The following is a 22,830-nucleotide window of genomic DNA, read 5'->3' as shown; positions in this document are numbered from 1 at the left end:
TAGGGGGGCTTACAGTTCGTAAGCTTCGTGGTCGCCGGACATGGCCTGTTCCACAAGCTTGCGGTTCAGTGTCGGCGAGAACAGTTCGATGAAGGTATAGACGAAGCTGCGCAGGTAGGCGCCCTGCTTGACGGCCAGATGGGTCACATTGGTGCCGAACAGATGGCCGGCGGGGATGCCGCGCAGGTTGCGGTCGCGTTCGGGGTCGAAGGCCAGGCCGGCCACGATGCCGATGCCCAGTCCGACTTCCACGTAGGTCTTGATCACGTCGGCGTCGATGGCTTCGAGCACGATGTCCGCTTCCAGGTGACGCAGTGCGAACGCCTTGTCGATCTTGGGCCGCCCGGCAAAGTTCACGTCATACGTGATCAGTGGATAACCGGCCAGGTCTTCCAGCGTCAGGTGCTTCTTTTCCAGTAGCGGATGGTCAGGTGGCGTAATCACCATATGCTGCCACTGGTGTCCCGGCAGGGACACCAGGCTCTTGTCGCTGCTGATGCCTTCCGTGGCGATGCCGATATCGGCTTGGTCATGCAAGATCATGTCGGCGATCTGCGCCGGCGTGCCCTGCTGGATCGACAGACGCACCTTGGGGTAACGCTTGGTGAACTCAGCAATCACGCGCGGCAGCGCGTAGCGGGCCTGGGTATGCGTCGTGGCAATGGTGAAGTTGCCCTGGTCCTGCGCGGCGTAGTCCTTGCCCACGCGCTTCAGGCTTTCCACCTCCTGCAGGATCTTTTCGACCGACAAGAGGATGCGGCGGCCCGGTTCCGTGAGGCTACGGATGCGTTTGCCATGCCGTGTGAAGATATCGACACCCAGCTCTTCCTCCAGCTCGATAATCGCCTTGGAAACGCCAGGTTGTGATGTATAGAGCGCCTTTGCAGCCTCGGTGAGGTTGAAATTCTGGCGGACGGCCTCGCGCACGAAGCGAAACTGGTGAAGATTCATATAACTTCGCTCGTATAAACAAACAACTTCTTATTAGTTTGAGATATGAGGCGAGTTTATTACGATTCTCGAACTTTGTTAAACGTTCGCCTGCCCGACTTGCGTCCGCGCCCAGCCTGAAAAGGTGTCGCGGGGACCACCGGAGAAGCAGGCGGCAGTCGAGAAGCCCCCGATGTCCCTTGCCTATACCGTATCCGGTCTGCTGGTAGGCCTCCTGGTCGGTCTGACCGGGGTAGGCGGGGGGTCGCTCATGACGCCGCTGCTGACGCTGCTGTTCGGCTTTTCGCCGGCCACGGCGGTCGGTACCGACCTGGCGTTCGCTTCCATTACCAAGGGTTTCGGCACCATCGCCCACCGCGCCCACGGCCATGTGCAGTGGCAGGTGGTGCGTCGCCTGTGCCTGGGCAGCCTGCCCGCCGCGCTGGCCGCCATCCTGGTGCTCAAGAGCGCCGGTGAGCTCGATGCCCGGTGGCTGCACGCCATCCGCGTGACGATCGGGGTTTCCGTGCTGCTGACCGTGCTGTCCCTGCTGTGCCGCAAGCAGATGCTGGCGTGGCTGGAGCGCAACCCGCACTTCCAGCTCGAAGGCCGCGCGCAGGCGGTGGCCACGGTGATCGTCGGCGCCGTGCTTGGCGTGCTGGTGACCGTGTCGTCGATTGGCGCGGGTGCCGTAGGCGCCACCCTGATCCTGCTGCTGTATCCCCATATGAAGCCCGCCGAAGTGGCGGGTACCGATATCGCCTACGCCGTGCCGCTCACGGCCGTGGCCGGGCTGGGCCACGTGTGGCTTGGCACTGTCGACTGGAATTTGTTGCTGGCGCTGCTGGTGGGGTCGATCCCCGGCATCTGGCTCGGTGCGCAACTGTCGCGGGCACTGCCCGAACGGCTCGTGCGCGCCGCACTGGCTACCACGCTGACGCTGGTGGCCATCAAGCTCGTTTCCTAAGCATTCAACGAATACTGAACGGACCCACACCATGTATCAGTACGATCAATACGACCAGCGCATCGTCCAGGAACGTGTCGCGCAATTCCGCGACCAGGTGCGCCGCCGCCTGTCCGGCGAGCTGACCGAGGAAGAATTCCTGCCGCTGCGCCTGCAGAACGGCCTGTACATGCAGCGTCACGCGTACATGCTGCGCGTGGCCATTCCGTACGGCCTGCTGGCCTCGAAGCAACTGCGCATGCTGGGCCACATCGCCCGCGAGTACGACCGCGGCTATGGCCATTTCTCCACGCGCCAGAACATCCAGTACAACTGGATGGACCTGGAGCGCGTGCCCGACGTGCTGGCAGACCTGGCCAGCGTGGAAATGCACGGCATCCAGACGTCGGGCAACTGCGTGCGCAACATCACCACCGACCAGTTTGCCGGCGTGGCGCCGGACGAATCGGTGGACCCGCGCGTGCTGGCCGAACTGTTGCGCCAGTGGAGCACGTTCCAGCCGGAATTCGCGTTCCTGCCGCGCAAGTTCAAGATCGCGATCTCGGCCAGCCAGGACGACCGCGCCGTGGTGCAGATGCACGACATCGGCATCTATGCGTACAAGAACGCACAGGGCGAAACGCGCCTGCGCATCCTGGCCGGTGGCGGCCTGGGCCGTACGCCGATCCTGGGCACGATCATCAAGGAAGACCTGCCGTGGCAGCACATGCTGACCTACGTGGAGTCGGCCATCCGCGTGTACAACCGCTACGGTCGTCGCGACAACAAGTACAAGGCCCGCATCAAGATCCTGGTGAAGGCCATCGGCGCCGACAAGTTCGCCGCCGAAGTGGAAGAAGAGTGGAAGTTCAGCAAGGACGGTCCGGGCACGCTGACGCAGGCCGAGTTCGACCGCGTCGCGCAGTACTTCGCGCCGCCCGCCTACGAGAAGCTGGCCGACACCGACGCCTCGTTCGAAAAGCACCTGCTGGAGAACAAGGCGTTCTCCCGCTGGGTCAGCCGCAACGTGCGCGCGCACCGCGTGCCGGGCTACGCTTCGGTCACGCTGTCGACCAAGCCGGGCCCCGCATCGCCCCCGGGCGACGCCACGGCCGAGCAGATGGATGCGGTGGCCGACTTTGCCGACCGCTACGGGTTTGGCGAACTGCGCGTGGCGCACGAGCAGAACCTGGTGCTGCCGGACGTCAAGAAGCACGACCTGTTCGCGCTGTGGGAGGAGGCGAAGAAGGCCGGTCTGGCCACGGCCAACATCGGCCTGCTGACCGACATCATCGCCTGCCCGGGCGGCGACTTCTGCTCGCTGGCCAATGCCAAGTCGATTCCGATCGCGCTGGCCATCCAGGAACGCTTCGACGACCTCGACTATGTCCATGACCTGGGCGAAATCTCGCTGAACATCTCCGGCTGCATCAACGCCTGCGGCCACCACCATGTGGGCAACATCGGCGTGCTCGGCGTCGACAAGGATGGTTCCGAGTGGTACCAGGTGACGCTGGGTGGCGCCCAGGGCAATGACTCGGCGATCGGCAAGGTGATCGGCCCGTCGTTCAGCGCCGAGGAAATGCCCGAGGTGGTGACCCGCATCATCGACACGTTCGTGGCCAACCGTGCCGGCGACGAGCGCTTCATCGAAACGTTTGCCCGTATCGGCATCGCCCCGTTCAAGGAGCGCGTGTACGCCGACAAGCAGCGTGAAGAGCGCGCCGAAGCCTGACGAACGAGAGAGATTGAACATGGCAAAGATCATTCAACTGCAACGCGACGACGCTGGCCAATTCCGTCCCGTGATCGTCGAAGACAACTGGACCGTGCTGCGCGCCACCGAAGCCCAGCCGCTGGACGAGGCGCATGTCGCCGCCGTGGCGCAGGGCACCGACGCCGTGCTGTTCCCGCTGTCGGTGTGGAAGGCCCACGCGGCGCTGCTGGCTGGCCGCGACAAGGCCATCACCGGCGTGTGGCTGGCACCGGAAGACGAACCGGGCGATGCCGAGGCGCTGTTCGACCGCGTGTCGGCCATTGCCGTCGATTTTCCGGTGTTCCGCGATGGCCGCGGCTTCTCGTCGGCCTACCTGCTGCGCACGCGCTACCACTGGGCCGGCCAGCTGCGCGCCGTCGGCGACGTGCTGCGCGACCAGCTGAACTTCATGAAGCGGTGCGGCTTCGACACGTTCGCCGTGCGTGCGGACAAGAACATCGAGGACGCGATCAAGGGCTTTACCGAGTTCACCGTGGCCTACCAGGCATCGGTGGACGAGCCGCTGCCGCTGTTCCGCCGCGCACGTGCAGACGTGACCGACGCCACGGCACGGGGCGCCGCATGAGTTCCGTGATTTCCGAGATCCCCGTGGTCGATGCGTCGGCATCGGCATCGGCCTCGCCGCTGCGCCCCCCAGCGCTGTGGACGAAGCCGGCGTACACGGGTTCGGTCGAGGCGCTGGAGGCCAAGGAGCGCGAGCTGGCCGAGCGCCTGTCGGGCATCGCCGCCCGGTTCTTCCGCGCGCGCTTTGCCACGAGCCTGGCCGCCGAGGACATGGTGCTGACCGACGCAATCCTGCGCGGCGGCGAAGCGGTGCGCGCCGGCATCCGCGTGTTCACGCTGAACACGGGCCGCCTGCACGCCGAGACGCTGGCGGTGCTGGACCAGGTGAAGGACCACTATGGCTACTCGATCGAGCAGTTCACGCCCGACCAGGACGCGGTGGACAACTACCTGCGCAACCACGGCCTGAACGCGTTCTACGACAGCGTGGACCTGCGCAAGAGCTGCTGCGGCATCCGCAAGGTGGAACCGCTGAACCGCGCGCTGTCGCACGCCGATGCCTGGATGACCGGCCAGCGCCGCGAACAGGCCGTGACGCGTGCCGAGCTGCCGTTCGAGGAAATGGACGATGCGCGCGGCATTCCGAAGTTCAATCCGCTGGCGGACTGGACCGAAGCCGAAGTGTGGGCCTACCTGACGCGCCACAACGTGCCGGTCAACGCGCTGCACGCCAAGGGCTACCCCAGCATTGGCTGCGAGCCGTGTACGCGGGCGGTCAAGGCTGGCGAGGATGTGCGCGCGGGCCGGTGGTGGTGGGAGGGCCGCGACTCCAAGGAATGCGGGCTCCACGAACAGAACATCAAGCACTGAACAGAATTAGTAGAGGCCAGAACGACATGGGCATCATGAACGACATCGCAGACGCAGGCGTGGCCGCCAACGTGGAACACCTGCTGCAGGTCCAGAACGACCACCTCGACCGGCTCGAAGCCGAGTCGATCTACATCATCCGCGAGGTGGTGGCCGAATGCCGCAACCCGGCGCTGCTGTTCTCGGGCGGCAAGGATTCGATCGTCATGCTCCACCTGGCGCTGAAGGCCTTCCGTCTGGGCGACCGCAAGGTGGAACTGCCGTTCCCGCTGGTGCATATCGACACCGGCCACAACTATCCGGAAGTGATCGCCTTCCGCGACCAGCGCGTGGCCGAACTGGGCGCGCGCCTGGTGGTGGGCCATGTGGAGGATTCGATCAAGCGCGGCACCGTGCGCCTGCGCAAGGAAACCGACTCGCGCAACGCCGCGCAGGCGGTGACGCTGCTGGAAACCATCGAGGCGCACAAGTTCGACGCGCTGATGGGCGGCGCCCGCCGCGACGAAGAGAAGGCCCGCGCCAAGGAGCGCATCTTCTCGTTCCGCGACGAATTCGGCCAGTGGGACCCGAAGGCCCAGCGCCCGGAACTGTGGAGCTTGTACAACGCCCGCATGGCGCAGGGCGAGCAGATGCGCGTGTTCCCGATCTCGAACTGGACCGAGCTTGACGTGTGGCAATACATCGCCCGCGAAAATCTGGCTCTGCCGCCGATCTACTACGCGCACCAGCGCGAAGTGGTGCGCAAGAACGGCCTGCTGGTGCCGGTCACGCCGATCACGCCGAAGCAGGACGGCGATGTCAGCGAAGTGCTGTCGGTCCGCTTCCGTACCGTGGGCGACATCAGCTGCACCTGCCCGGTGGCCAGCGTTGCGGCATCGCCGGTGGAGATCATCGCCGAGACCGCGGTGACCGAGATCACCGAGCGCGGCGCCACGCGCATGGACGACCAGACGAGCGAAGCGTCGATGGAACGCCGCAAAAAGGAAGGCTATTTCTGACACCGGACGCATATACGGGCACATCGCGTCGTTGCGCGAGTGCTCGTGTACCAATGTACACGTCGCCCTCGCGCGCCTGGCGCTGTATTCCGTCTATGCGCCGGACCAAGCGGCATGAGGCGAAAGAAAAGGATTTCTCGAATGTCTCACCAATCCCAACACCAAGGCCTGCTGCGTTTCATTACGGCGGGTTCCGTCGATGACGGCAAGAGCACGCTGATCGGCCGCCTGCTGTTCGACAGCAAGGCCGTGCTGTCCGACCAGCTGACCGCGCTGGCCAATGCCAAGAACAAGCGCACCGCCGGGGAGGAAATCGATTTCTCGCTGCTGACCGACGGTCTGGAAGCCGAGCGCGAGCAGGGCATCACGATCGATGTGGCATACCGCTACTTCTCGACCGCGCGCCGCAAGTTCATCATCGCCGATACGCCGGGCCACGAGCAGTACACGCGCAACATGGTCACGGGCGCCTCGACGGCCCACGCCGCCATCGTGCTGGTGGACGCCACGCGCGTCACGGTGACCGACGGCCGTGCCGAACTGCTGGCCCAGACCAAGCGCCATTCGGCGATCCTGAAGCTGCTGGAACTGCAGCACGTGATCGTGGCCGTGAACAAGATGGACCTGGTCGAATACAGCGAGCAGCGTTTCAACGACATCCGCACGGCCTACACCGCGCTGGCCGGGCAGCTCGGCCTGAAGGATGTGACCTATGTGCCGGTGTCGGCGCTGCGGGGCGACAACATCGTCCACGCCAGCGACGCCATGCCGTGGTACCAGGGCGAGCCCCTGCTGCCGCTGCTGGAAGCCCTGCCGGTGGAAGACGTGGCCCCCGAGGGCGACGCCGCGCTGCGCTTCCCGGTGCAGCTGGTGGTGCGCCAGGATGGCTCGGCCGCCGACGATTTCCGTGGCTACGCCGGCCGCGTGGAAGCGGGTACGGTGCGCGTGGGCCAGAAGCTGCGCGTGCTGCCGGCCAATCGCGAAGCCGTGGTGGCCGAGGTGCTGACGCCGAATGGCTCGGCCGACGCCGCCAACGCCGGCGACACGGTGACCGTGCGCCTGTCGGAGGACGTGGATGTATCGCGCGGTGACATGTTCGTCGCCGCCGACGCCACGGCCGCGTCGGCCAAAAAGCTGACGGCGGACCTGTGCTGGTTCGACGACGAATCGCTGAATCCGTCGCGCAAGTACGTGCTCAAGCACACCACGGCCAGCGTGTTCGCCCGCGTGTCGACGGTGGATCGCGTGCTGGACGTGCACACGCTGTCGCACGAGACCGGCCGCCACGAGATCAACCTGAACGACATCGGTTCGGTGCAGATCTCGCTGCAGAAGCCGATCGTCTGCGACACCTACGGCGACAACCCCGCGACGGGGGCATTCGTGCTGATCGACGAAGCCACCAACCATACGGTGGCGGCGGGCATGATCCGTGCGTTTGCCTGATATCGTCCACGCTGGACAGATCGGATAACGGTGGCAGAGATGAACGCACAGAAGGCAACGTCGACCGGCAAGGTGTACCTGATTGGTGCAGGCCCCGGTGCGGCAGACCTCATTACGGTGCGGGGTGCACGGCTGCTGGGCGAGGCCCAGGTCGTGCTGCACGACGCGCTGGTGTCGCCCGAGATGCTGGCCTGGTGTCCCCAGGCCGAGCTGATCGAGGTGGGCAAGCGATGCGGCCAGCGGTCGACCGCGCAATTGTTCATCAACCGCCAGATTGTCGATCTGGCCACCAAGTACGAGCGGGTGGTGCGCCTCAAGGGCGGCGATCCGATGCTGTTCGGCCGTGCCGACGAGGAACTGCAGGCGCTGGAAGCGGCCGGCATCGCATATGAGGTGGTGCCCGGCATTACCGCTGCCCTGGCGGCCGCCAGCGCCATTGCCCGGCCGCTCACCAAGCGTGGCGTGTCGCGCAGCGTGGCGTTTGCCACGCAGGCCAAGGCGGCCGATGCCGTGGACGTCGAGGCTGACGTCAAGGCCGATACCATCGTCTATTACATGGGCCGCGACCAGGCCGCCAATATCGCCGCGCAACTGATGGCGCGCGGCAAGCCGGCATCCACGCCCGCCTGGGTGGTGGAGGCCGCAACCACGCCCAATCAACGCAGCCGGCAATTCACGCTGCGCCAGATGGCGGCGGGCGAGGCGGCGCGCTGGATGGACCCGGTGCAGCCCAGCCTGCTGATGATTGGCGAGGCGTTGGGCACTCGCGCAACCGAGCATGTCGAAGCACACGCAAAGGGCGAGCGGGCGGCGTGATCCGGTAGCCTGTGGAAATGCGAAAAGGCCAGAGTGTGAACTCTGGCCTTTTCGCATTTTGAACCGCTGTCCCCTCTCCCGCAAGCGGGAGAGGGGACCGGCTCACGACAGCTCAAAGGCTTCCGGTCTGCTCCCCTCGCCGACAGCGGGAGGGGGGCCGCGCTTGCAGCCGTTCAAACACTGCCGGTTTGCTCCCCTCGCCCGCTTGCGGGAGAGGGGCTGGGGGAGAGGGCCAGCGCGCAATATGCCGCGATGGCATCCAGCACCCCATCCACCTCGCCCACGGCCGTGGCGGCCTGAATCGTCACCCCCGGATACTTCGCCCGGCATTCGTCGATCAGCACCGGAAAATCGCGCCGCAGATGGCCACCCTGGCCAAAGAAGACCGGCACCACCGTGATCGCATTGACGCCAGTTCCGGCCAGCTCATCGATGGCTTCCGCCAGCGACGGCGCCATCAGTTCCAGAAAGGCCAGCCGGACCGCACAACCGGGCAGCAACGCCACGAGCTTGCCGTGCAGCCGGTCGAACGGCTCGCGCCAGCGGGCGTCGCGGGCACCGTGGCCGAACAGGACGATGGCGGGTTTCGATGCAGCCATCGTCAGTGCCGATCCACCCAGCGCAGCGATGTCAGCGCGATGGTCAGGTACAGCGTGCCCGGCACCAGCGCCGAGACGATCGGCGGCCACGTGTGCAGCAGGCCCACGTGCGAGAACAGCGTATTGGCCAGGTGGAACGACAGGCCCAGCATGATGCCGCCGAACACCTTCACGCCCACCGCGCCGGCCCGCGCGTGCAGGTAGGCGAACGGCAGCGCCAGCGCCACCATCACGAACAGCGTCAGCGGATAGACCACCTTCTTCCAGAACGCGATCTCGTATCGCTGCGTGTCCTGCTTGTTGTCGCGCAGGTGGCGGATATAGCGGAACAGGTCCAGCGTCGACATCCGCTCCGGCGTGACCAGCAGCACCGACAGGATCTGCGGGGTCAATTCGGAGTGCATCACCATGTTCGGGAACAGTGCCTGCTCGGCGCGGAAATCGGGCGCCAGTGCATCGCGCTTGGCGGCGGGCTGGCCGGCCTGGGCCGGTCGGGCCGGCTGGGCGGCCTGGCCTGCCGGAAGATCGCGCAGTTCGGCAAAACGGGTCTCGTTGACGTCGTTGAGCTGCCATTGCTGGCCGCCCTGGTACCGGCCTTCCTTGGCCACGCGGATCACGCGCAGGCGGTAGTTACTGTCGAACTCGTAGATCGTGATGCCGTTGATGGTCTGATCCGCCTTCAGGCCCTGGACATTGACAAAACGGGTGATCTCACCGCCACCCGCCGCGTCGCGATCGCGGTCCTTTACCCAGACCCCCGACCGGAAGCCCGACGACACCGTGGCGCCAATCGCCTCCAGCTTGATCTTCTGCGCGTACTGCTCGGCGGCCGGGCCGATGAATTCGCCGAACACGAAGGTGACCACCGCCAGCGGCACGGCCAGTTTGAACAGCGAGAACAACGCCTGGCGCGTGTTCAGGCCGGCCACGCGGAAGATCGTGTACTCGGACTGGCTGGCCAGCTGCGAGAACACATAGATGGCGCTGATCAGCACCGCGATCGGCAGCACCTCGTAGATCCGCGTCGGCGCTTGCAGCATGACGTGGAAGAACGCCACCATCGACGTGTATTTGCCCTGCACGCTCTCCAGTTCGCTGAGCATGTCGAAGAAGATGAACAGCGCCAGCACCGCAAACAGGATGAACGAGAAGACCCCGTAGATCAGTCGCGCGAAATAACGCTCATAGACGGCCAGGATTCTCATGCCTTGCCCCCGCCGCGCTTGCCGTTCGCCTTGCCGAGCCGGTGCAGGCCGAACACCGCCCGCCAGCCGCCCAGGCTGCGGTTTGCACGGTAGCGGAACATCAGCAGCGCGCAAAGGAACACGAAGACGTGGATCGGAACCAGCGCTGTCCAGAACGAGAGCGACCCCGAGCGCACCCAGGCCTGGGCCAGGTTGATCATGTTGCTGTACGTCAGGTAGATCAGCACGGCGAACACCAGCGGCGTATAGCGACCCAGGCGCGGGTTCACATAGGCCAGCGGGATGGCGATCATCACGAAGTTGAAGGCCAGGATCGGCAGCGACACGCGCCACAGCAGTTCGCCGAGGTTTTCACGCGTGGGATTGCGCAGCAGGTCGATCGTGTCCCGGCTCTTGGCCGGCTGGTCGGCTTCGGTCTCGGGCGGCTTGTTGTCGACCCTGACGGCGTATTTATCGAATTCGATGATCCGATAGTTGAGCTGGCCCGGGATGCCGGCGTAGCGGCGGCCATGCTCCATGACCACCAGGCGGTCACCGTTGGGCTGGGTTTCGAACTGGCCCTGGTGCGACAGCGCCACCCCGATCTTGCCAGCCTCCGAATTTGCAACAAAAACGTTACGGGCGTGCTTCATGTCGGCGTCGATGCCCTCGATGAACAGCACGTAGTTGCCGTTGGCGGGCTCGATGAAGCGCCCGGAGGCGATCATCGACAGCACGCCGCGCTGCTGGAAGCGGTCGCGGAACAGCGCGCTCTGCTGGTTGGCCCACGGCCAGGCGAAGGTGCCCAGCAGCAGCGCCATGATGAAGAACGGCGTGGCGAACTGCAGCACCGGCTTGACCAGGTCGCGCAGCGAAATGCCCGCCGAGAACCACACCACCATCTCCGAGTCCTTGTACCAGCGCGTCAGGACGATCAGGGTCGAGATGAACAGCGTGGCCGACAGCAGGATCGACAGGTAGCCAATGGTGGCCAGGCCGATCAGCATCAGCACGTCGTTGGGGCTGGCCTTGCCGTTGGCGGCCATGCCCAGGATGCGGATCACGAGCGACGTCAGCATGAACGTCAGCATCACCAGGAACACCGCACCGGCGGTGTAGGCGAGCTCGCGTCGCAGGGCTTGTTGAAAAATCATGCGTGAATCGCTTCCGGCTTCCGGCCGGCGCGGGCGATATGCCGGGGGCCGAGGGACTGGCAGGACCGCGGGCTGTCAGCTTGCAGGATCGGCGGCGGCAGATCGCGGATAAAAATCGCGGATAATGGGGGCTTTCTTTTCGACGAGCCCCTGGAAGGAAGCGCGATGGAATTTAGCACAAAAGCCCTGGATCTGAGCAAAGCCGGCCAAAATGGTTTCCTGGCCACCAAGACCGACTGCCTGGTGGTAGGCCTGTTCGAGGGCCAGAATCTTGCCGGTGTGGGCAAGGCACTGGACGTGGCCACCAAGGGGCTGGTGGCGCGCCTGGTCAAGCAGGGCGATTTCGAAGGCAAGCGCGGCAGCCATCTGATGCTGCACGAAGTGGCCGGCATCGGCGCCGCCCGCGTGCTGCTGGTGGGCCTGGGCAAGGAAGCCGAATTTTCCGACAAGGCCTTTGCCGAGGCCGTGCGCACGGCCATGCGTGCGCTGGGCGGCACGCGCGCCGCATCGGCACTGTGGTGCCTGGCTCAGCAGGTGCCGCAGCAGCGCGACGTGGCCTGGGCCGTGATCACCACGATCAGCATCGTGCGCGAAGCCGGCTATCGCCTGCTGGAGCGCCACCCCGAACTCAAGCGCGCGGCCAAGGGCGCCGGCGCGGCCGACAAGCCCACGCTGCGCAAGATCGTGCTGGCCGTGGACGCGGCCGACGCCAAGGCGGCCACCCAGGCCGTGGTGCGCGGCACGGCCATTGCCAACGGCATGGAACTGACCCGCGACCTCGGCAACCTGCCGTCGAACATCTGCACGCCGACTTACCTGGCCAACACCGCCCGCGGCATCGCCAAGAAGCACAAGCTCAAAGTGGAAATCCTGGGCCGCAAGCAGATCGAGGCGCTGAACATGGGCGCCTTCCTGGCCGTGACCAAGGGCAGCGTGGAGCCGCCGCAGTTTATCGTGCTGCGCTATGACGGCGCCAGCGCCAAGGCCGCGCCGGTGGTGCTGGTGGGCAAGGGCATCACGTTCGACACCGGCGGCATCTCGCTGAAGCCGGGCGAGGGCATGGACGAGATGAAGTACGACATGTGCGGCGCCGCGTCGGTGCTGGGAACCATCCAGGCCGTGGCCGAGATGGGCCTGAAGCTGAACGTGATCGCCGTGGTGCCCACCTGCGAGAACATGCCGGCCGGCAACGCCACCAAGCCGGGCGACGTCGTGGTCAGCATGTCGGGCCAGACCATCGAGATCCTGAACACGGACGCCGAAGGCCGCCTGATCCTGTGCGACGCGTTGACCTATGTGGAGCGTTTCAAGCCGGCCGCCGTGGTGGACGTGGCTACGCTGACCGGCGCCTGCATCATTGCGCTGGGCCATGTGAACAGCGGCCTGTACGCGCGCAGCGACGTGCTGGCCGACCAGCTGCTGAACGCCGGCCGCAAGGCCATGGACACCGCCTGGCGCCTGCCGCTGGACGATGACTACCAGGACCAGCTCAAGTCGAACTTTGCCGACATGGCCAATATCGGCGGCCGCCCGGCCGGCAGCGTCACGGCGGCGTGCTTCCTGGCGCGTTACACCGAGAAGTACGACTGGGCCCACCTGGATATCGCCGGCACCGCCTGGAAGAGCGGCGCGGCCAAGGGGGCGACGGGCCGTCCGGTGCCGCTGCTGACGCAGTTCCTGATGGACCGTGCCGGGTAACCGGCCAATCGAAGGCAGCACAGGATGACGCGCATCGACTTCCACAGCAACGTGCCGGATACGCTGGCCTACGTCTGCCGCCTGGTCCGCAAGGCCTATGGGGCGGGGCAGAAGGTGGTGGTGTTCGGCGCCCCACAGCAGCTGGCGCAGCTTGACGCGCGGCTGTGGTCGTTCTCGCCGCTCGACTTCCTGCCGCATTGCGGGCTGGATAGCCCCAATGCGGCGGTGACGCCGATCATCCTGGCCGCCACGCTGGATCAGGTGCCGCACCACCAGCTGCTGGTCAATATCGCGCCGGAAGCCCCGGCGCAGTTCGCCAGCTTCGAGCGAATGATCGAGGTGGTGGGCGCCACCCCCGACGCCCGCGACGCCGGCCGCGATCGCTATCGTTTCTATCGTGAGCGCGGGTATCCGCTCACGCACCATGACATCGGGCAGGCCAAAGGAGAATCGGCATGAGCGAACGCACGACATCGCGGGTGATTCCGCGGCTGGGGCCCAATGACAGCGTGCCGCTGCTGACCGAAATCGTCGAATTGCCAGACGCGGCGTTCGAGGATCAGCCGGCGGCGCAGCCCATGGCCGCACGGCCCGGCGCAACGGTCATCGATACCGCCGACATGCCCGAGTCGGGCGTGGTCACGGCAGTGGGCGACACCGATTCGCTGGCCGACGCCGCCACGGTCGCGGACACGCAGCCGCCGATGGTGGACGCCGCGGCCTTCCTGCCCGGCGAGGACGACCTGCGTGCCGTGCGCACCGAACTGCTGACGCGCGTGATGATGCGCTTCCGGACCGAATGGCCGCAGGTGGTGGAAGCCCATACCGAGGCCACGCTGCAGTCGCGCCTGGCGCCGCTGACGGCCCAGTTGGCCAGCGAACTGACGCAGGCGCTGGAGGCCCGCCTGGTGGAATGGCTCGACGCCACGCTGGAAGAGATCGAACGGGACCCGGGCGGGATGTAGACGGTTTTCTCCCCTCTCCCATTAGAGATCGAACGGGGCGGGGATGTAGCCGGTTTTCTCCCCTCTCCCACCGCGCGGGAGGGGGGGGTGGATCAGCGGTATTTCAGGGTTAGTCCGTCACCGCGCCCTTGCTGGCCGTCGATGCCAGTTTCGAGAACTTCGCCAGCACCCCGCGGGTATAGCGGGGCGCCGGCTGCTTCCAGGCGGCACGCCGCCTGGCCAGTTCGTCGTCCGGCACGTTCAGCTGCAACACCAGCTGGTGTGCGTCGATCGTGATCGAATCGCCTTCCTGCACCAGCGCGATGGTGCCGCCGACGTAGGCTTCCGGTGCCACGTGGCCGACCACCATGCCCCAGGTGCCGCCCGAGAAGCGGCCGTCGGTAATAAATCCCACCGATTCGCCCAGCCCCTTGCCGATGATGGCCGAAGTGGGCGCCAGCATTTCCGGCATGCCCGGGCCGCCCTTGGGGCCCAGGTAGCGCAACACAAGGACATCGCCGGCATTGATCTTGTCGCCCAGGATGGCCTCCATCGCGCTCTGTTCGTCCTCGAACACGCGTGCCGGGCCGGTGATGACCGGATTCTTGAGCCCGGTGATCTTGGCCACGGCGCCTTCCTCGGCCAGGTTGCCCTTCAGGATGGCCAGGTGGCCCTGCTTGTAGAGCGCGCGATCGAGCGGCATGATCACGTCCTGGTCGGCGCGCGGGTGGTCGGGTACGTGCTCCAGTTCCTCGGCCAGCGTGCGGCCCGTGATGGTCAGGCAGTCGCCATGCAGCAACCCCGCGTTCAGCAGGATTTTCATGACCTGCGGAATGCCGCCGGCGCGATGCAGGTCGGTGGCCACGTAGTCGCCCGACGGCTTCAGGTTGCAGATCACCGGTACGCGGCGGCGGATGCGCTCGAAATCGTCGATGGTCCATTCCACTTCGGCCGAGTGGGCGATGGCCAGGTAGTGCAGCACGGCGTTGGTGGACCCGCCGGTGGCCATGATCAGCGTGACGGCGTTTTCGATGGACTTGCGCGTGATGATGTCGCGCGGCTTGATGTCCTTCTTGACCGCGTCCACCAGCACACGGGCCGATTCGGCGGCGCTGTCGACCTTTTCCTGGTCCGGGTTGGCCATGGTGGACGAATACAGCAGCGACATGCCCAGCGCCTCGAACGACGAACTCATCGTGTTGGCCGTGTACATCCCGCCGCACGAGCCGGTGCTCGGGCAGGCGTTCTTTTCCACGCCCTCGAAGTCTTCCTGGCTCATGCGGCCGGCCGTGAACTCGCCCACGGCCTCGAACGACGACACGATGGTCAGGTCCTTGCCCTTCCAGTTGCCCGGCCTGATGGTGCCGCCGTACACGTAGATGCCCGGCACGTTGGTGCGCGCCAGCGCGATCATGCCGCCCGGCATGTTCTTGTCGCAGCCGCCGATCACGACCACGCCGTCCATCCACTGGCCCTGCGCCGCGGTTTCGATGCAGTCAGCGATCACTTCGCGGGAGATCAGCGAATACTTCATGCCTTCGGTGCCCATCGACATGCCGTCCGAGATGGTCGGCGTGCCGAAGATCTGCGGATTCGCGCCCGACGCGCGCACGGCATCCACGGCGGCATCGGCCAGCCGCTGCAGGCCGGCATTGCACGGGGTAATCGTCGAATGGCCATTGGCGATGCCCACCATCGGCTTGTCGAAGTCTTCCTTCTTGTAGCCGAGCGCGTAGTACATCGAGCGGTTGGGGGAGCGCGCCACGCCTTGCGTGATGTGCTGGGAGCGTTTGTTGAAGGCCATGAAGTCTCTCCGGGGGATGCCGGGCCCGCGCTCGATACGCCGCTGCGCCGGCCGTGTTTTTGGTGTGGTGCCGGCAAGCATGCGCTTGGCGTTTTAGCGTGTCAAATATATTATTCGAGCGTTATTGAGTCGAAAAACATATCGATCGGAAAGGACAGCGCCGTTGGATCTGCGCCAGTTGCGTTACTTCGTCACAGTGGCCGAAGAGTTGCATTTCGGGCGGGCGGCCCGTCGCCTGGCCATGACCCAGCCGCCGCTGTCTCAACAGATCCAGGCACTGGAGGAAGAGATTGGCGTGCAATTGTTCGTGCGCACGCGGCGATCGGTGATGCTGACGCCGGCGGGCCAGCAATGGCTGCCCGAGGTGCGGCGCGTGCTGGCCGACGCTGGGGCGCTGCCGGGGCTCGCCCAGCGGCTGGCGCGCGGCGAGGTGGGGTCGCTGGCGCTGGCCTTTGTCAGCACGGCCGATTACGGCATCCTGCCTGACCTGCTGCGGCATTTCCGCGCGCAACACCCGGACGTGCAGCTGCAACTGCGCGAAGCCACCAGCGATGTCCAGTTCGAGGCCCTGGCCGAAGGCTCGATCGACGCCGGGCTGGTTATCCGCCCGCAACTGCCCGTGATGCCGCATGGCCTGTCCTACCTGCCGCTGGTGCGCGAGCCGCTGGTGCTGGCCGTGCCCGATGGATGGCGGCCCGCCGGGCGCGCCACAGTGCCGCAGGCAGTGGCGTTGCGCGATGCCGCGCGCGAGCCGCTGGTTATCTTCCCGCGCCGAAGTGCGCCAGCGTTTTATGACATCATTACGGGCTACTATGCGCGCGACGGCCTGACGCCGGTGATTGCCCAGGAGGCCATCCAGATGCAGACGATCGTGAGCCTGGTGTCGGCCGGCATGGGCGTGGCGCTGGTGCCCGCGTCGCTGCGCAACCTGCGGCGCACGGGCGTGTCCTACCTGACCTTGCTCGACGCCGGCCCCGAGATCGAGACCGGCCTGGCCTGGCGCGAGGGCGCGGCCGGGGTGGCGCCGGTGCTGCGGTCGTTCATCGACATCGCCACCGGGCTGGCCGGCGCCATCGGGCTGACGCATGACCATGGCATAACGACATAGAACAACGCGCAGCACGCCGCGCGCTCCAAACTTACCGCTACTCTCCCGCTACTCCATGCTCGTTCATCCGCAATTCGATCCGGTTGCCATCCACCTGGGGCCGCTGGCCATCCGCTGGTACGGACTGATGTACCTGGCCGGCTTCATCATGTTCCTGTGGTTCGGCCGGCTGCGTATCAAGCAGCCCCATGTCGCGGCACGCGGCTGGGTGGCGCGCGATCTCGACGACATGCTGTTCTACGGCGTGCTCGGCGTGATCCTGGGCGGCCGCCTTGGCTATGTGCTGTTCTACAAGCCGGGCTACTACCTGACCCACCCGCTGGAGATCTTCAAGGTATGGGAAGGCGGCATGGCCTTCCACGGCGGATTCCTGGGCGTGCTGGTGGCGATGTGGGTGTTTGCCAAGGTGCGGCGCCGCCACTGGATGGAAGTGACCGACTTCATCGCGCCGCTGATCCCGTGCGGGCTGGCCGCCGGCCGTATCGGCAATTTCATCAACGGCGAACTGTGGGGGCGTGCCACCGACCTGCCCTGGGGCATGATCTTTCCGCAGGCCGGCGACAACATTCCGCGTCATCCTTCGCAGCTGTACCAGTTTGCCGGCGAAGGCGTGGCGCTGTTCATCATCCTGTGGCTGTTCGCGCGCAAGCCCCGGCCGATGGGCGCCGTGTCGGGCGTCTTCCTGATCGGCTATGGCGCGTTCCGCTTCCTGGCCGAATTCACGCGCGAGCCGGACAGCTTCCTGGGCCTGCTGGCGCTGAAGCTGTCGATGGGCCAGTGGCTGAGCCTGCCGATGATCGTGGTCGGCGTGCTGATGGTGGTGTGGGCGTATCGCCGCCAGGCCAACGGCGCGGCGGCCGGCGCGGCGCGTTAGGCTGGCTGTCTGATCTTGCTCCCCTCTCCCGCAAGGCGGGATAGGAGAGCACAAAACTACCGCGCGTTCCGGATCGCGTCGATCCGTTCCCTGGTCAGCGGGTGCGTCGAGAAGAATCCTTCCTTATCCTCCCCATCGTCCCGGCCGGACCGCTTGCCGCGCCCGCCGTGGGCGTCTTCGAGCTGCTGTAGCGCGTCGGCCAGCGCCGACGGCGGCAGCCGGTTTTCCCGCAGGACTTCCACCGCAAACGCATCGGCCTCGCGCTCGTGATCGCGCGAGTAGCGCATGGCCAGCATCGCCGTGGGCACCGTGGCCAGCAGCGACGACACGTCGCCCAGGAAGTACGCGGTCAATGCGCCCACCGCCGACGCCTGGAACACCTGCTGCAGCCCGTGGCGTTGCGTGACGTGGCCGGCCTCGTGCGCCAGCACGCCCATCATGGCCGGGCCGGTGCCCAGCAGCTTCACCAGTTCGTCGGTCACGACGATGGTGCCGCCGGGCAGGGCCAGTGCATTGGCACCGATGCCACCGCCGTGGCGGAACAGGATCTGGTAGTCGTGGCCGGGATCGGCCGGCCGGCGCAGCGCCGCGAAATTGTCGCGGATGCGTTGCTGGTCGGCGGCCGGCAGTGTGCTCGGCTTGACGATGCCCTGGTCCAGGCTGTCCAGCGTGGTGCGGCCCAGTTGCGCTTCGAGCGATGCCGGTATCGTGCGTGCAACCAGAACCGCGGTCCACGGCAGCAGGTAGAAGTACGAGACTGCCACGAACAGCACCAGCCCCAGCATCGACAGCCCGACCAGACGCCAGCTGTTCTGCGCGCGCGACACCCAGCCTTCCCGATGGCCGGTGGCGGCCAGCATGGCGTCAAAGCCGGCGTGGTCGGTGATCTCGCAGTAGGCCCCGTCGGCGAACGTCACCAGACGCGGGCCGCGCCGGATGCGTTCGGAGACGCGCAACGATGCCAGCGGCGCGCGGCGCAGTTCGTCGCCGCCGGCATCCTGCAGCACGGCGTGGCCGTCCCGGACTTGCAGCACGACCGGGTGCGCGCGCGACGTACGGCCATCGAAGTATTGCGCGGCAATCATGGTGGCCCGCTCCTTGGCTTACAGCGCGATGTCGATGTCGTACCAGTCCGCCGCGGCATCGCCCAGCGCGCCCACGTGCTGCTTTTCGCCGACCACGAAGGCGTCGAGCGCGCCCACGGCGACCATCGTCATCGATTCGACGCGATAGCGCGCCGACCGCACGCGCGCGAACGGGTAGAACAGCCCCAGCGTCAGCGCCGTGAGGATCAGGTTTGTGAGCGAGATCAGAAACAGGCTGCGGGCCTTGACGTCGCTGCGGAAGTGGTGGGGCGCCAGGGTGGTGTGATTCCACACCGCATTCTGCAGCCTGGCCTGGAAGAACGGGGCGATCAGCAGGAAACCCGCATACATCGCCAGTGCCATCAGCATGACCACGAAGACAAAGCCCGCCTTGCCGCCCGTCGCGGCTGCCAGCGCCCCACCGGCGAGGCCGCCCGCCACCAGGCACAGCAGCACCACACCGGCCGTGACCAGGTAGACGCGGTAAAAATCACCGGCCGTGCCGTCGAAGGCGAATTGCGCGGTCCCGAAGCGCGTGTTGTTGTGCTGGTAGCGTTTGAGGCGCTGGTGGGCCATCGGCGCCAGCAGCCACAGCGTCAGGCCGCTCAGCAGCGGCCACAGCAGGAAGACCGTATAGCCGTCGCGGTCGGTGCCCGTGAACGCGAAGCGCAGGCCACGGTAGCTGGAATTGGCCATGCGAAAGCGCAGCGACCGCACCAGCAGCAGCGGAAATACCACAGCCAGCGCCAGCGCCAGCACCGCACCCAGCGGCGGCGAGAATTCGAGGACCAGCTGATACACCGCAAACAGGCCGAAGACGATGCCACGTCCCTTGAGGATCGCCTTGGCATTGCCGTGGTAGTCGAAGGTGGCCCCGTCCAGTTGCGTGCTGCGGTAGAAATATTGCTGCGTGCGCACCTTGGCCCATGCGGAATAAATGCCCAGCGTGACAATGGTCAGCAGCGTGTTGACGATCCAGATCCGGAAATACTCGGACCCCGACCCGGTAAATGCAAATTTCAGGTGGCGTGGCACCTGGCTGTCCGGCGCGACGACGTCGGCCTTCAGGCCGTTTTGATCTTCCCAGTTCATTGAATTGACCTCTCCAGTTGTGACGGGGCGCTTTTTTGCGGCTGGCGCCTGTTTCAGGTTTGCAACCAGTTGGCACGCGGCTTTGGTGCGCGGTACCACACATTCTCGCACTCACGTGTACCGCTGCGGTCACAAATGCTTGGGGCGGCTCGCGTTGGCTACGAGGGCGAGGGTAACTGGGTCGTAACGACAAAGAAACATCCTGTTACATCGTCAGCCGACTGTCACAAGTCGTGTTTCGTCCTCCCCAGTGAAATCAAAGACTTAGGGCTGGTGGCACGGTCCTCGCTATGCAGCCTGTTACAAGATCGCTCGGGACACGCCATGTACGGCCCCGACACGGCCCGAATGGGGAGGGTGCGCACGACCATGCGCCGGCGCCGTGGCAACGACAAAAAGCCAAACGGGAAAAGGCACGGGAACCATCCGCACTCGACGACGAGTGCTTTAACGGGGTAGGCGCGGGGCCAGCGCCGGCAAATGAATCTGACCCGCAAGCGTCCGGCATATCTCGCGCCCGACGCCCAAGTCGAAGACCCAAAGCGGTTCTTTCATGCGCGGGCAATCTTCCTGCAGGGAGGCAGGAGGATTGCCCGCAGCACCTCTCGCTTTCCCCGAGTTCCCAATCCGCCACGCTTGCTGCCCCGCAGCATCGAAACCGCTTGCGGTCGCCGCCACAATCCATAATTATGAATTATTGCGGCTTAATCGCCTCTCGCGACGCCGCATCGGCATGGCATGTTCCCGTGTGGTTTCCCCCCTCATCGCGAACGCAGGGAGAAGGCATGATGCGAATCGTCAGGCAGGCGCTGTACCTGGAGGTGGCAGACCGGCTGCGCGCGATGATCGACGATCGCACGCTGGTGCCCGGTGCCTGGATCGACGAGGTGGCGCTGGCGGCGTCGCTGGGCACGTCGCGCACGCCGCTGCGCGAGGCACTGAAGGTGCTGGCCGCCGAAGGGCTGGTCCGGCTGGAGCCACGGCGTGGCTGCTTCGTCAACGCGCTGACCGAGCAGGACCTGGACGACATCTTCCCGCTGATGGCGCTACTGGAAGGGCGTTGCGCCTACGAGGCCGCGCGCAATGCCACGCAGGCCGATCTTGCCGCGCTCGAAGGCCTGCACGCCGACCTGGCGCGCTACGCGCAGGCTGGCGATATCGATGCCTACTACGAAACCAACTACCAGATCCATGAAGCGATCCAGCGGCTGGCGGGCAATCGCTGGCTGTCGGGCGTGGTCAGCGACCTGCGCAAGGTGCTGCGCCTGTCGCGCCACAAGAGCCTGCGGCTGCCGGGGCGCATTCACGAGTCGTGTGCCGAACACCTGTCGGTGTTCTCGGCATTGAAGGCCCACGACCCCGAAGGGGCCGAGGCGTTGATGAAGACCCACGTGTTGCGTCAGCGCGGCGCATTGCGCATGCTCGACGCGGCCGAGCCCACCCCTGCAGCCGCCGCCCCGCCGGCCGCGCCGCTGCGCCTGGCCGGGCAGGGCTGACGTCCGACCGACCCGGCTTGCCCATCCTCCACCGACCTCGCAGGACACGACCATGACTGCCCTCGATCCCGCCGACCCACTGAAAGTCAGTGCTCCGCTCGATGCCAGCGAGCCCGTCAGCGACTCGCTGTTCTCGCGCTTTGGGCGCTGGTGGAACCGCAAGGACGACGCGCCCAGGCCCGCCGCGACGGACGCGCCGGACCCGGCGCAGCAGGCGCTGTCCACGCGCGCCGTCAAACGCCAGCGCGAACAGCTGCGCCAGTGCTTCGAGGCGCGCCTGACCGACGGCGCTGCCAATGCCGCCGCCTTGGCCTGGCAGGATGAATACCAGGCGGCGGCCGAGCCGCTGCGCCAGGCCATGCTCGGCGTGCTGGCCGACGTGGCGGCCGGGCGCGATACGCCGGGCGGCGCGTCCGGCAGCGGGCCGGCCGGCGCATCGGCGGGCGCGGCTTCGGGGCTGTCGCAGGCCCTGTCGAATGCGCGCATCCGCTTCTTCAAGCGCATTGCCGCGCATCACGGCAAGCGTGGCGACAGCGCCTGCGGCCTGCACTTCCTGATCCAGCTGCGTTCGGACATGTTGCGCTGGCAGAAGCGCATTCCCGGCCTGCGGGCGCTGGACGAAGACCTGGAGGCACTGTTCTCGAACTGGTTCGACGTGGGCCTGCTCGAACTGCAGCCTATCACCTGGGATTCGCCGGCGTCGCTGCTCGAAAAGCTGATCCGCTACGAAGCCGTCCACGAAATCTCGTCGTGGAACGACCTGCGCAACCGGCTCGATTCGGACCGCCGCTGCTATGCGTTCTTCCATCCGCGCATTCCGCGCGAGCCGCTGATCTTCGTGGAAGTGGCATTCGTGCCCGAGATGGCCGCCAACGTCCAGACGCTGCTGGACGAGGCCGCGCCGCTGGAAGACCTGCGCCGCGTGAAATGGGCCATCTTCTATTCGATCTCGAACACGCAGACGGGCCTGCGCGGCGTCAGCTTCGGCAACTTCCTGCTCAAGCGCGTGATCGAGGAACTGCAGCGTGAATTCCCGAAGCTCAAGCAGTTCGCCACGCTGTCGCCAATTCCGGGCTTTGCCGACTGGCTGCGCAAGCAGGACGGCGAGTCGGTTGCACGCATCCTGGGTGACAAGCGGGTGTCGCGCTGGCGCGAACGGCATGGCGAGGCGCCGGCCGATGGCGCGGCCTGGTTTGCCGCGCTGCCGGCCGACGCGCAGGACCCTGTCATCCGCGATACGGCGCTGGCGCTGGTGGCGCACTACCTGGTGCGCCAGGGCGGCAAGGGCGTGCCGGCCGATCCGGTGGCGCGTTTCCACCTGGGTAACGGGGCATGTGTCGAGCGCGTGAACTGGGGCGCCGACCTGTCGCGAAAAGGCCGCGCACAGTCATGCGGGGTGATGGTGAATTATCTTTACGTGCCCGAGGCGCTGGATGACAATCTGGCTCGCCTTGGCGATGGCAACCCCCGCGTCAGCCGCGCGGTGGCCAAGCTGCTGTAGCCCT

At 66.1% G+C, this 22,830-nt stretch carries 21 protein-coding genes; 14 read left to right on the top strand and 7 right to left on the bottom strand.

Annotated elements, in window-relative coordinates; translation table 11 throughout:
* Positions 1–9 precede the first annotated feature (9 nt).
* Positions 10–951, bottom strand: coding sequence for a CysB family HTH-type transcriptional regulator (locus tag AC3FJ6_RS03700; RefSeq protein WP_153947377.1), 942 nt, complete (start codon positions 949–951; stop codon positions 10–12).
* A 172-nt stretch (positions 952–1,123) separates the two neighbouring features.
* Here AC3FJ6_RS03700 and AC3FJ6_RS03695 point away from each other — a divergent pair, with 172 nt between their 5' ends.
* The 7 genes from AC3FJ6_RS03695 to cobA all read left to right on the top strand — a co-directional run bounded on the left by AC3FJ6_RS03695 (position 1,124) and on the right by cobA (position 8,287).
* A complete protein-coding gene (locus AC3FJ6_RS03695; RefSeq protein ID WP_488770717.1) occupies positions 1,124–1,897 on the top strand; it encodes a sulfite exporter TauE/SafE family protein in 774 nt (257 codons plus the stop codon).
* A gap of 31 nt (positions 1,898–1,928) precedes the next feature.
* Positions 1,929–3,611 (top strand): nitrite/sulfite reductase, encoded by a 1,683-nt coding sequence (locus AC3FJ6_RS03690; RefSeq protein WP_488770716.1) that lies wholly within the window; start codon positions 1,929–1,931, stop codon positions 3,609–3,611.
* Between the two features lie 19 nt (positions 3,612–3,630).
* Entirely contained in the window at positions 3,631–4,218 is a 588-nt protein-coding gene (locus AC3FJ6_RS03685) for a DUF934 domain-containing protein (RefSeq protein WP_153947380.1), read from the top strand.
* Positions 4,215–5,027: a phosphoadenylyl-sulfate reductase gene (locus AC3FJ6_RS03680; RefSeq protein ID WP_488770715.1), complete on the top strand. Its 813-nt coding sequence runs from the start codon at positions 4,215–4,217 to the stop codon at positions 5,025–5,027. Before AC3FJ6_RS03685 ends, AC3FJ6_RS03680 begins: the two co-directional genes overlap by 4 nt.
* A 26-nt stretch (positions 5,028–5,053) precedes the next feature.
* On the top strand, positions 5,054–6,025 hold the full coding sequence (cysD, locus tag AC3FJ6_RS03675; RefSeq protein ID WP_092601686.1) for a sulfate adenylyltransferase subunit CysD: 972 nt from the start codon (positions 5,054–5,056) through the stop codon (positions 6,023–6,025).
* 141 nt (positions 6,026–6,166) lie between these two features.
* Positions 6,167–7,471, top strand: coding sequence for a sulfate adenylyltransferase subunit 1 (locus AC3FJ6_RS03670; protein WP_488770714.1), 1,305 nt, complete (start codon positions 6,167–6,169; stop codon positions 7,469–7,471).
* Between the two features lie 39 nt (positions 7,472–7,510).
* Positions 7,511–8,287 carry a uroporphyrinogen-III C-methyltransferase gene (gene cobA, locus AC3FJ6_RS03665; RefSeq protein ID WP_488770713.1) on the top strand — a complete coding sequence of 259 codons (777 nt, stop codon included), beginning with the start codon at positions 7,511–7,513 and terminating at the stop codon, positions 8,285–8,287.
* Between the two features lie 173 nt (positions 8,288–8,460).
* Here the strand turns inward: cobA and AC3FJ6_RS03660 are convergent, their stop codons facing one another.
* The 3 genes from AC3FJ6_RS03660 to lptF are packed head-to-tail and all read right to left on the bottom strand — an operon-like array spanning position 8,461 to position 11,224.
* Complete coding sequence (locus AC3FJ6_RS03660) at positions 8,461–8,886, bottom strand: sirohydrochlorin chelatase (protein WP_488770712.1); 426 nt, start codon at positions 8,884–8,886, stop codon at positions 8,461–8,463.
* Positions 8,887–8,888: 2 nt separating this feature from the next.
* Positions 8,889–10,091: an LPS export ABC transporter permease LptG gene (gene lptG / locus AC3FJ6_RS03655; RefSeq protein ID WP_400395013.1), complete on the bottom strand. Its 1,203-nt coding sequence runs from the start codon at positions 10,089–10,091 to the stop codon at positions 8,889–8,891.
* A complete protein-coding gene (gene lptF / locus AC3FJ6_RS03650) occupies positions 10,088–11,224 on the bottom strand; it encodes an LPS export ABC transporter permease LptF (protein ID WP_488770711.1) in 1,137 nt (378 codons plus the stop codon). The genes lptG and lptF overlap by 4 nt, the downstream gene beginning before the upstream one ends.
* A 165-nt stretch (positions 11,225–11,389) precedes the next feature.
* On the opposite strand from lptF, the gene AC3FJ6_RS03645 reads away from it, so the two are divergent.
* Genes AC3FJ6_RS03645 through AC3FJ6_RS03635 form a run of 3 tightly spaced genes read left to right on the top strand, consistent with a single transcriptional unit; the run spans position 11,390 to position 13,887 of the window.
* Positions 11,390–12,922 carry a leucyl aminopeptidase gene (locus tag AC3FJ6_RS03645; RefSeq protein ID WP_488770710.1) on the top strand — a complete coding sequence of 511 codons (1,533 nt, stop codon included), beginning with the start codon at positions 11,390–11,392 and terminating at the stop codon, positions 12,920–12,922.
* A 24-nt stretch (positions 12,923–12,946) separates the two neighbouring features.
* A complete protein-coding gene (locus AC3FJ6_RS03640; protein ID WP_153947388.1) occupies positions 12,947–13,381 on the top strand; it encodes a DNA polymerase III subunit chi in 435 nt (144 codons plus the stop codon).
* Positions 13,378–13,887, top strand: a complete 510-nt coding sequence (locus AC3FJ6_RS03635; RefSeq protein WP_488770709.1) for a hypothetical protein — start codon at positions 13,378–13,380, stop codon at positions 13,885–13,887. The genes AC3FJ6_RS03640 and AC3FJ6_RS03635 overlap by 4 nt, the downstream gene beginning before the upstream one ends.
* A 109-nt stretch (positions 13,888–13,996) precedes the next feature.
* Here AC3FJ6_RS03635 and ilvD read toward each other — a convergent pair whose 3' ends face one another.
* On the bottom strand, positions 13,997–15,670 hold the full coding sequence (ilvD, locus tag AC3FJ6_RS03630; RefSeq protein WP_488770708.1) for a dihydroxy-acid dehydratase: 1,674 nt from the start codon (positions 15,668–15,670) through the stop codon (positions 13,997–13,999).
* A gap of 163 nt (positions 15,671–15,833) precedes the next feature.
* On the opposite strand from ilvD, the gene AC3FJ6_RS03625 reads away from it, so the two are divergent.
* Together AC3FJ6_RS03625 and lgt are read left to right on the top strand one after the other, a co-directional pair.
* The gene (locus AC3FJ6_RS03625; protein WP_488770707.1) at positions 15,834–16,778 is read left to right on the top strand and encodes a LysR family transcriptional regulator; all 945 of its coding nucleotides are present in this window, start codon (positions 15,834–15,836) and stop codon (positions 16,776–16,778) included.
* A 55-nt stretch (positions 16,779–16,833) separates the two neighbouring features.
* On the top strand, positions 16,834–17,652 hold the full coding sequence (gene lgt, locus AC3FJ6_RS03620) for a prolipoprotein diacylglyceryl transferase (protein ID WP_488770706.1): 819 nt from the start codon (positions 16,834–16,836) through the stop codon (positions 17,650–17,652).
* Between the two features lie 56 nt (positions 17,653–17,708).
* On the opposite strand, the gene AC3FJ6_RS03615 is transcribed toward lgt, so the two are convergent.
* Together AC3FJ6_RS03615 and AC3FJ6_RS03610 are read right to left on the bottom strand one after the other, a co-directional pair.
* Positions 17,709–18,737, bottom strand: coding sequence for a M48 family metallopeptidase (locus AC3FJ6_RS03615; RefSeq protein WP_488770705.1), 1,029 nt, complete (start codon positions 18,735–18,737; stop codon positions 17,709–17,711).
* Positions 18,738–18,755: 18 nt separating this feature from the next.
* Positions 18,756–19,829, bottom strand: a complete 1,074-nt coding sequence (locus AC3FJ6_RS03610; RefSeq protein ID WP_488770704.1) for a YjgN family protein — start codon at positions 19,827–19,829, stop codon at positions 18,756–18,758.
* A gap of 788 nt (positions 19,830–20,617) precedes the next feature.
* Here AC3FJ6_RS03610 and AC3FJ6_RS03605 point away from each other — a divergent pair.
* Both AC3FJ6_RS03605 and AC3FJ6_RS03600 read left to right on the top strand, forming a co-directional pair.
* Complete coding sequence (locus tag AC3FJ6_RS03605) at positions 20,618–21,325, top strand: GntR family transcriptional regulator (RefSeq protein ID WP_488770785.1); 708 nt, start codon at positions 20,618–20,620, stop codon at positions 21,323–21,325.
* Between the two features lie 52 nt (positions 21,326–21,377).
* Positions 21,378–22,826: a malonyl-CoA decarboxylase domain-containing protein gene (locus AC3FJ6_RS03600; protein ID WP_488770703.1), complete on the top strand. Its 1,449-nt coding sequence runs from the start codon at positions 21,378–21,380 to the stop codon at positions 22,824–22,826.
* Positions 22,827–22,830 lie beyond the last annotated feature (4 nt).

The sequence above is a fragment of the Cupriavidus sp. 94F1 genome, assembly GCF_057798875.1.
The sequence above is the reverse complement of the archived record's forward strand: the minus strand, read 5'-3'. Positions and strand labels throughout refer to the sequence as shown.

What these genes read in the sequence shown, in the direction of transcription:
- AC3FJ6_RS03700 (WP_153947377.1), bottom strand. Translation starts at nt 951, where the DNA reads ATGAATCTTCACCAGTTTCGCTTCGTGCGCGAGGCCGTCCGCCAGAAT.
- AC3FJ6_RS03695 (WP_488770717.1), top strand. Translation starts at nt 1,124, where the DNA reads ATGTCCCTTGCCTATACCGTATCCGGTCTGCTGGTAGGCCTCCTGGTC.
- AC3FJ6_RS03690 (WP_488770716.1), top strand. Translation starts at nt 1,929, where the DNA reads ATGTATCAGTACGATCAATACGACCAGCGCATCGTCCAGGAACGTGTC.
- AC3FJ6_RS03685 (WP_153947380.1), top strand. Translation starts at nt 3,631, where the DNA reads ATGGCAAAGATCATTCAACTGCAACGCGACGACGCTGGCCAATTCCGT.
- AC3FJ6_RS03680 (WP_488770715.1), top strand. Translation starts at nt 4,215, where the DNA reads ATGAGTTCCGTGATTTCCGAGATCCCCGTGGTCGATGCGTCGGCATCG.
- cysD (WP_092601686.1), top strand. Translation starts at nt 5,054, where the DNA reads ATGGGCATCATGAACGACATCGCAGACGCAGGCGTGGCCGCCAACGTG.
- AC3FJ6_RS03670 (WP_488770714.1), top strand. Translation starts at nt 6,167, where the DNA reads ATGTCTCACCAATCCCAACACCAAGGCCTGCTGCGTTTCATTACGGCG.
- cobA (WP_488770713.1), top strand. Translation starts at nt 7,511, where the DNA reads ATGAACGCACAGAAGGCAACGTCGACCGGCAAGGTGTACCTGATTGGT.
- AC3FJ6_RS03660 (WP_488770712.1), bottom strand. Translation starts at nt 8,886, where the DNA reads ATGGCTGCATCGAAACCCGCCATCGTCCTGTTCGGCCACGGTGCCCGC.
- lptG (WP_400395013.1), bottom strand. Translation starts at nt 10,091, where the DNA reads ATGAGAATCCTGGCCGTCTATGAGCGTTATTTCGCGCGACTGATCTAC.
- lptF (WP_488770711.1), bottom strand. Translation starts at nt 11,224, where the DNA reads ATGATTTTTCAACAAGCCCTGCGACGCGAGCTCGCCTACACCGCCGGT.
- AC3FJ6_RS03645 (WP_488770710.1), top strand. Translation starts at nt 11,390, where the DNA reads ATGGAATTTAGCACAAAAGCCCTGGATCTGAGCAAAGCCGGCCAAAAT.
- AC3FJ6_RS03640 (WP_153947388.1), top strand. Translation starts at nt 12,947, where the DNA reads ATGACGCGCATCGACTTCCACAGCAACGTGCCGGATACGCTGGCCTAC.
- AC3FJ6_RS03635 (WP_488770709.1), top strand. Translation starts at nt 13,378, where the DNA reads ATGAGCGAACGCACGACATCGCGGGTGATTCCGCGGCTGGGGCCCAAT.
- ilvD (WP_488770708.1), bottom strand. Translation starts at nt 15,670, where the DNA reads ATGGCCTTCAACAAACGCTCCCAGCACATCACGCAAGGCGTGGCGCGC.
- lgt (WP_488770706.1), top strand. Translation starts at nt 16,834, where the DNA reads ATGCTCGTTCATCCGCAATTCGATCCGGTTGCCATCCACCTGGGGCCG.
- AC3FJ6_RS03615 (WP_488770705.1), bottom strand. Translation starts at nt 18,737, where the DNA reads ATGATTGCCGCGCAATACTTCGATGGCCGTACGTCGCGCGCGCACCCG.
- AC3FJ6_RS03610 (WP_488770704.1), bottom strand. Translation starts at nt 19,829, where the DNA reads ATGAACTGGGAAGATCAAAACGGCCTGAAGGCCGACGTCGTCGCGCCG.
- AC3FJ6_RS03605 (WP_488770785.1), top strand. Translation starts at nt 20,618, where the DNA reads ATGCGAATCGTCAGGCAGGCGCTGTACCTGGAGGTGGCAGACCGGCTG.
- AC3FJ6_RS03600 (WP_488770703.1), top strand. Translation starts at nt 21,378, where the DNA reads ATGACTGCCCTCGATCCCGCCGACCCACTGAAAGTCAGTGCTCCGCTC.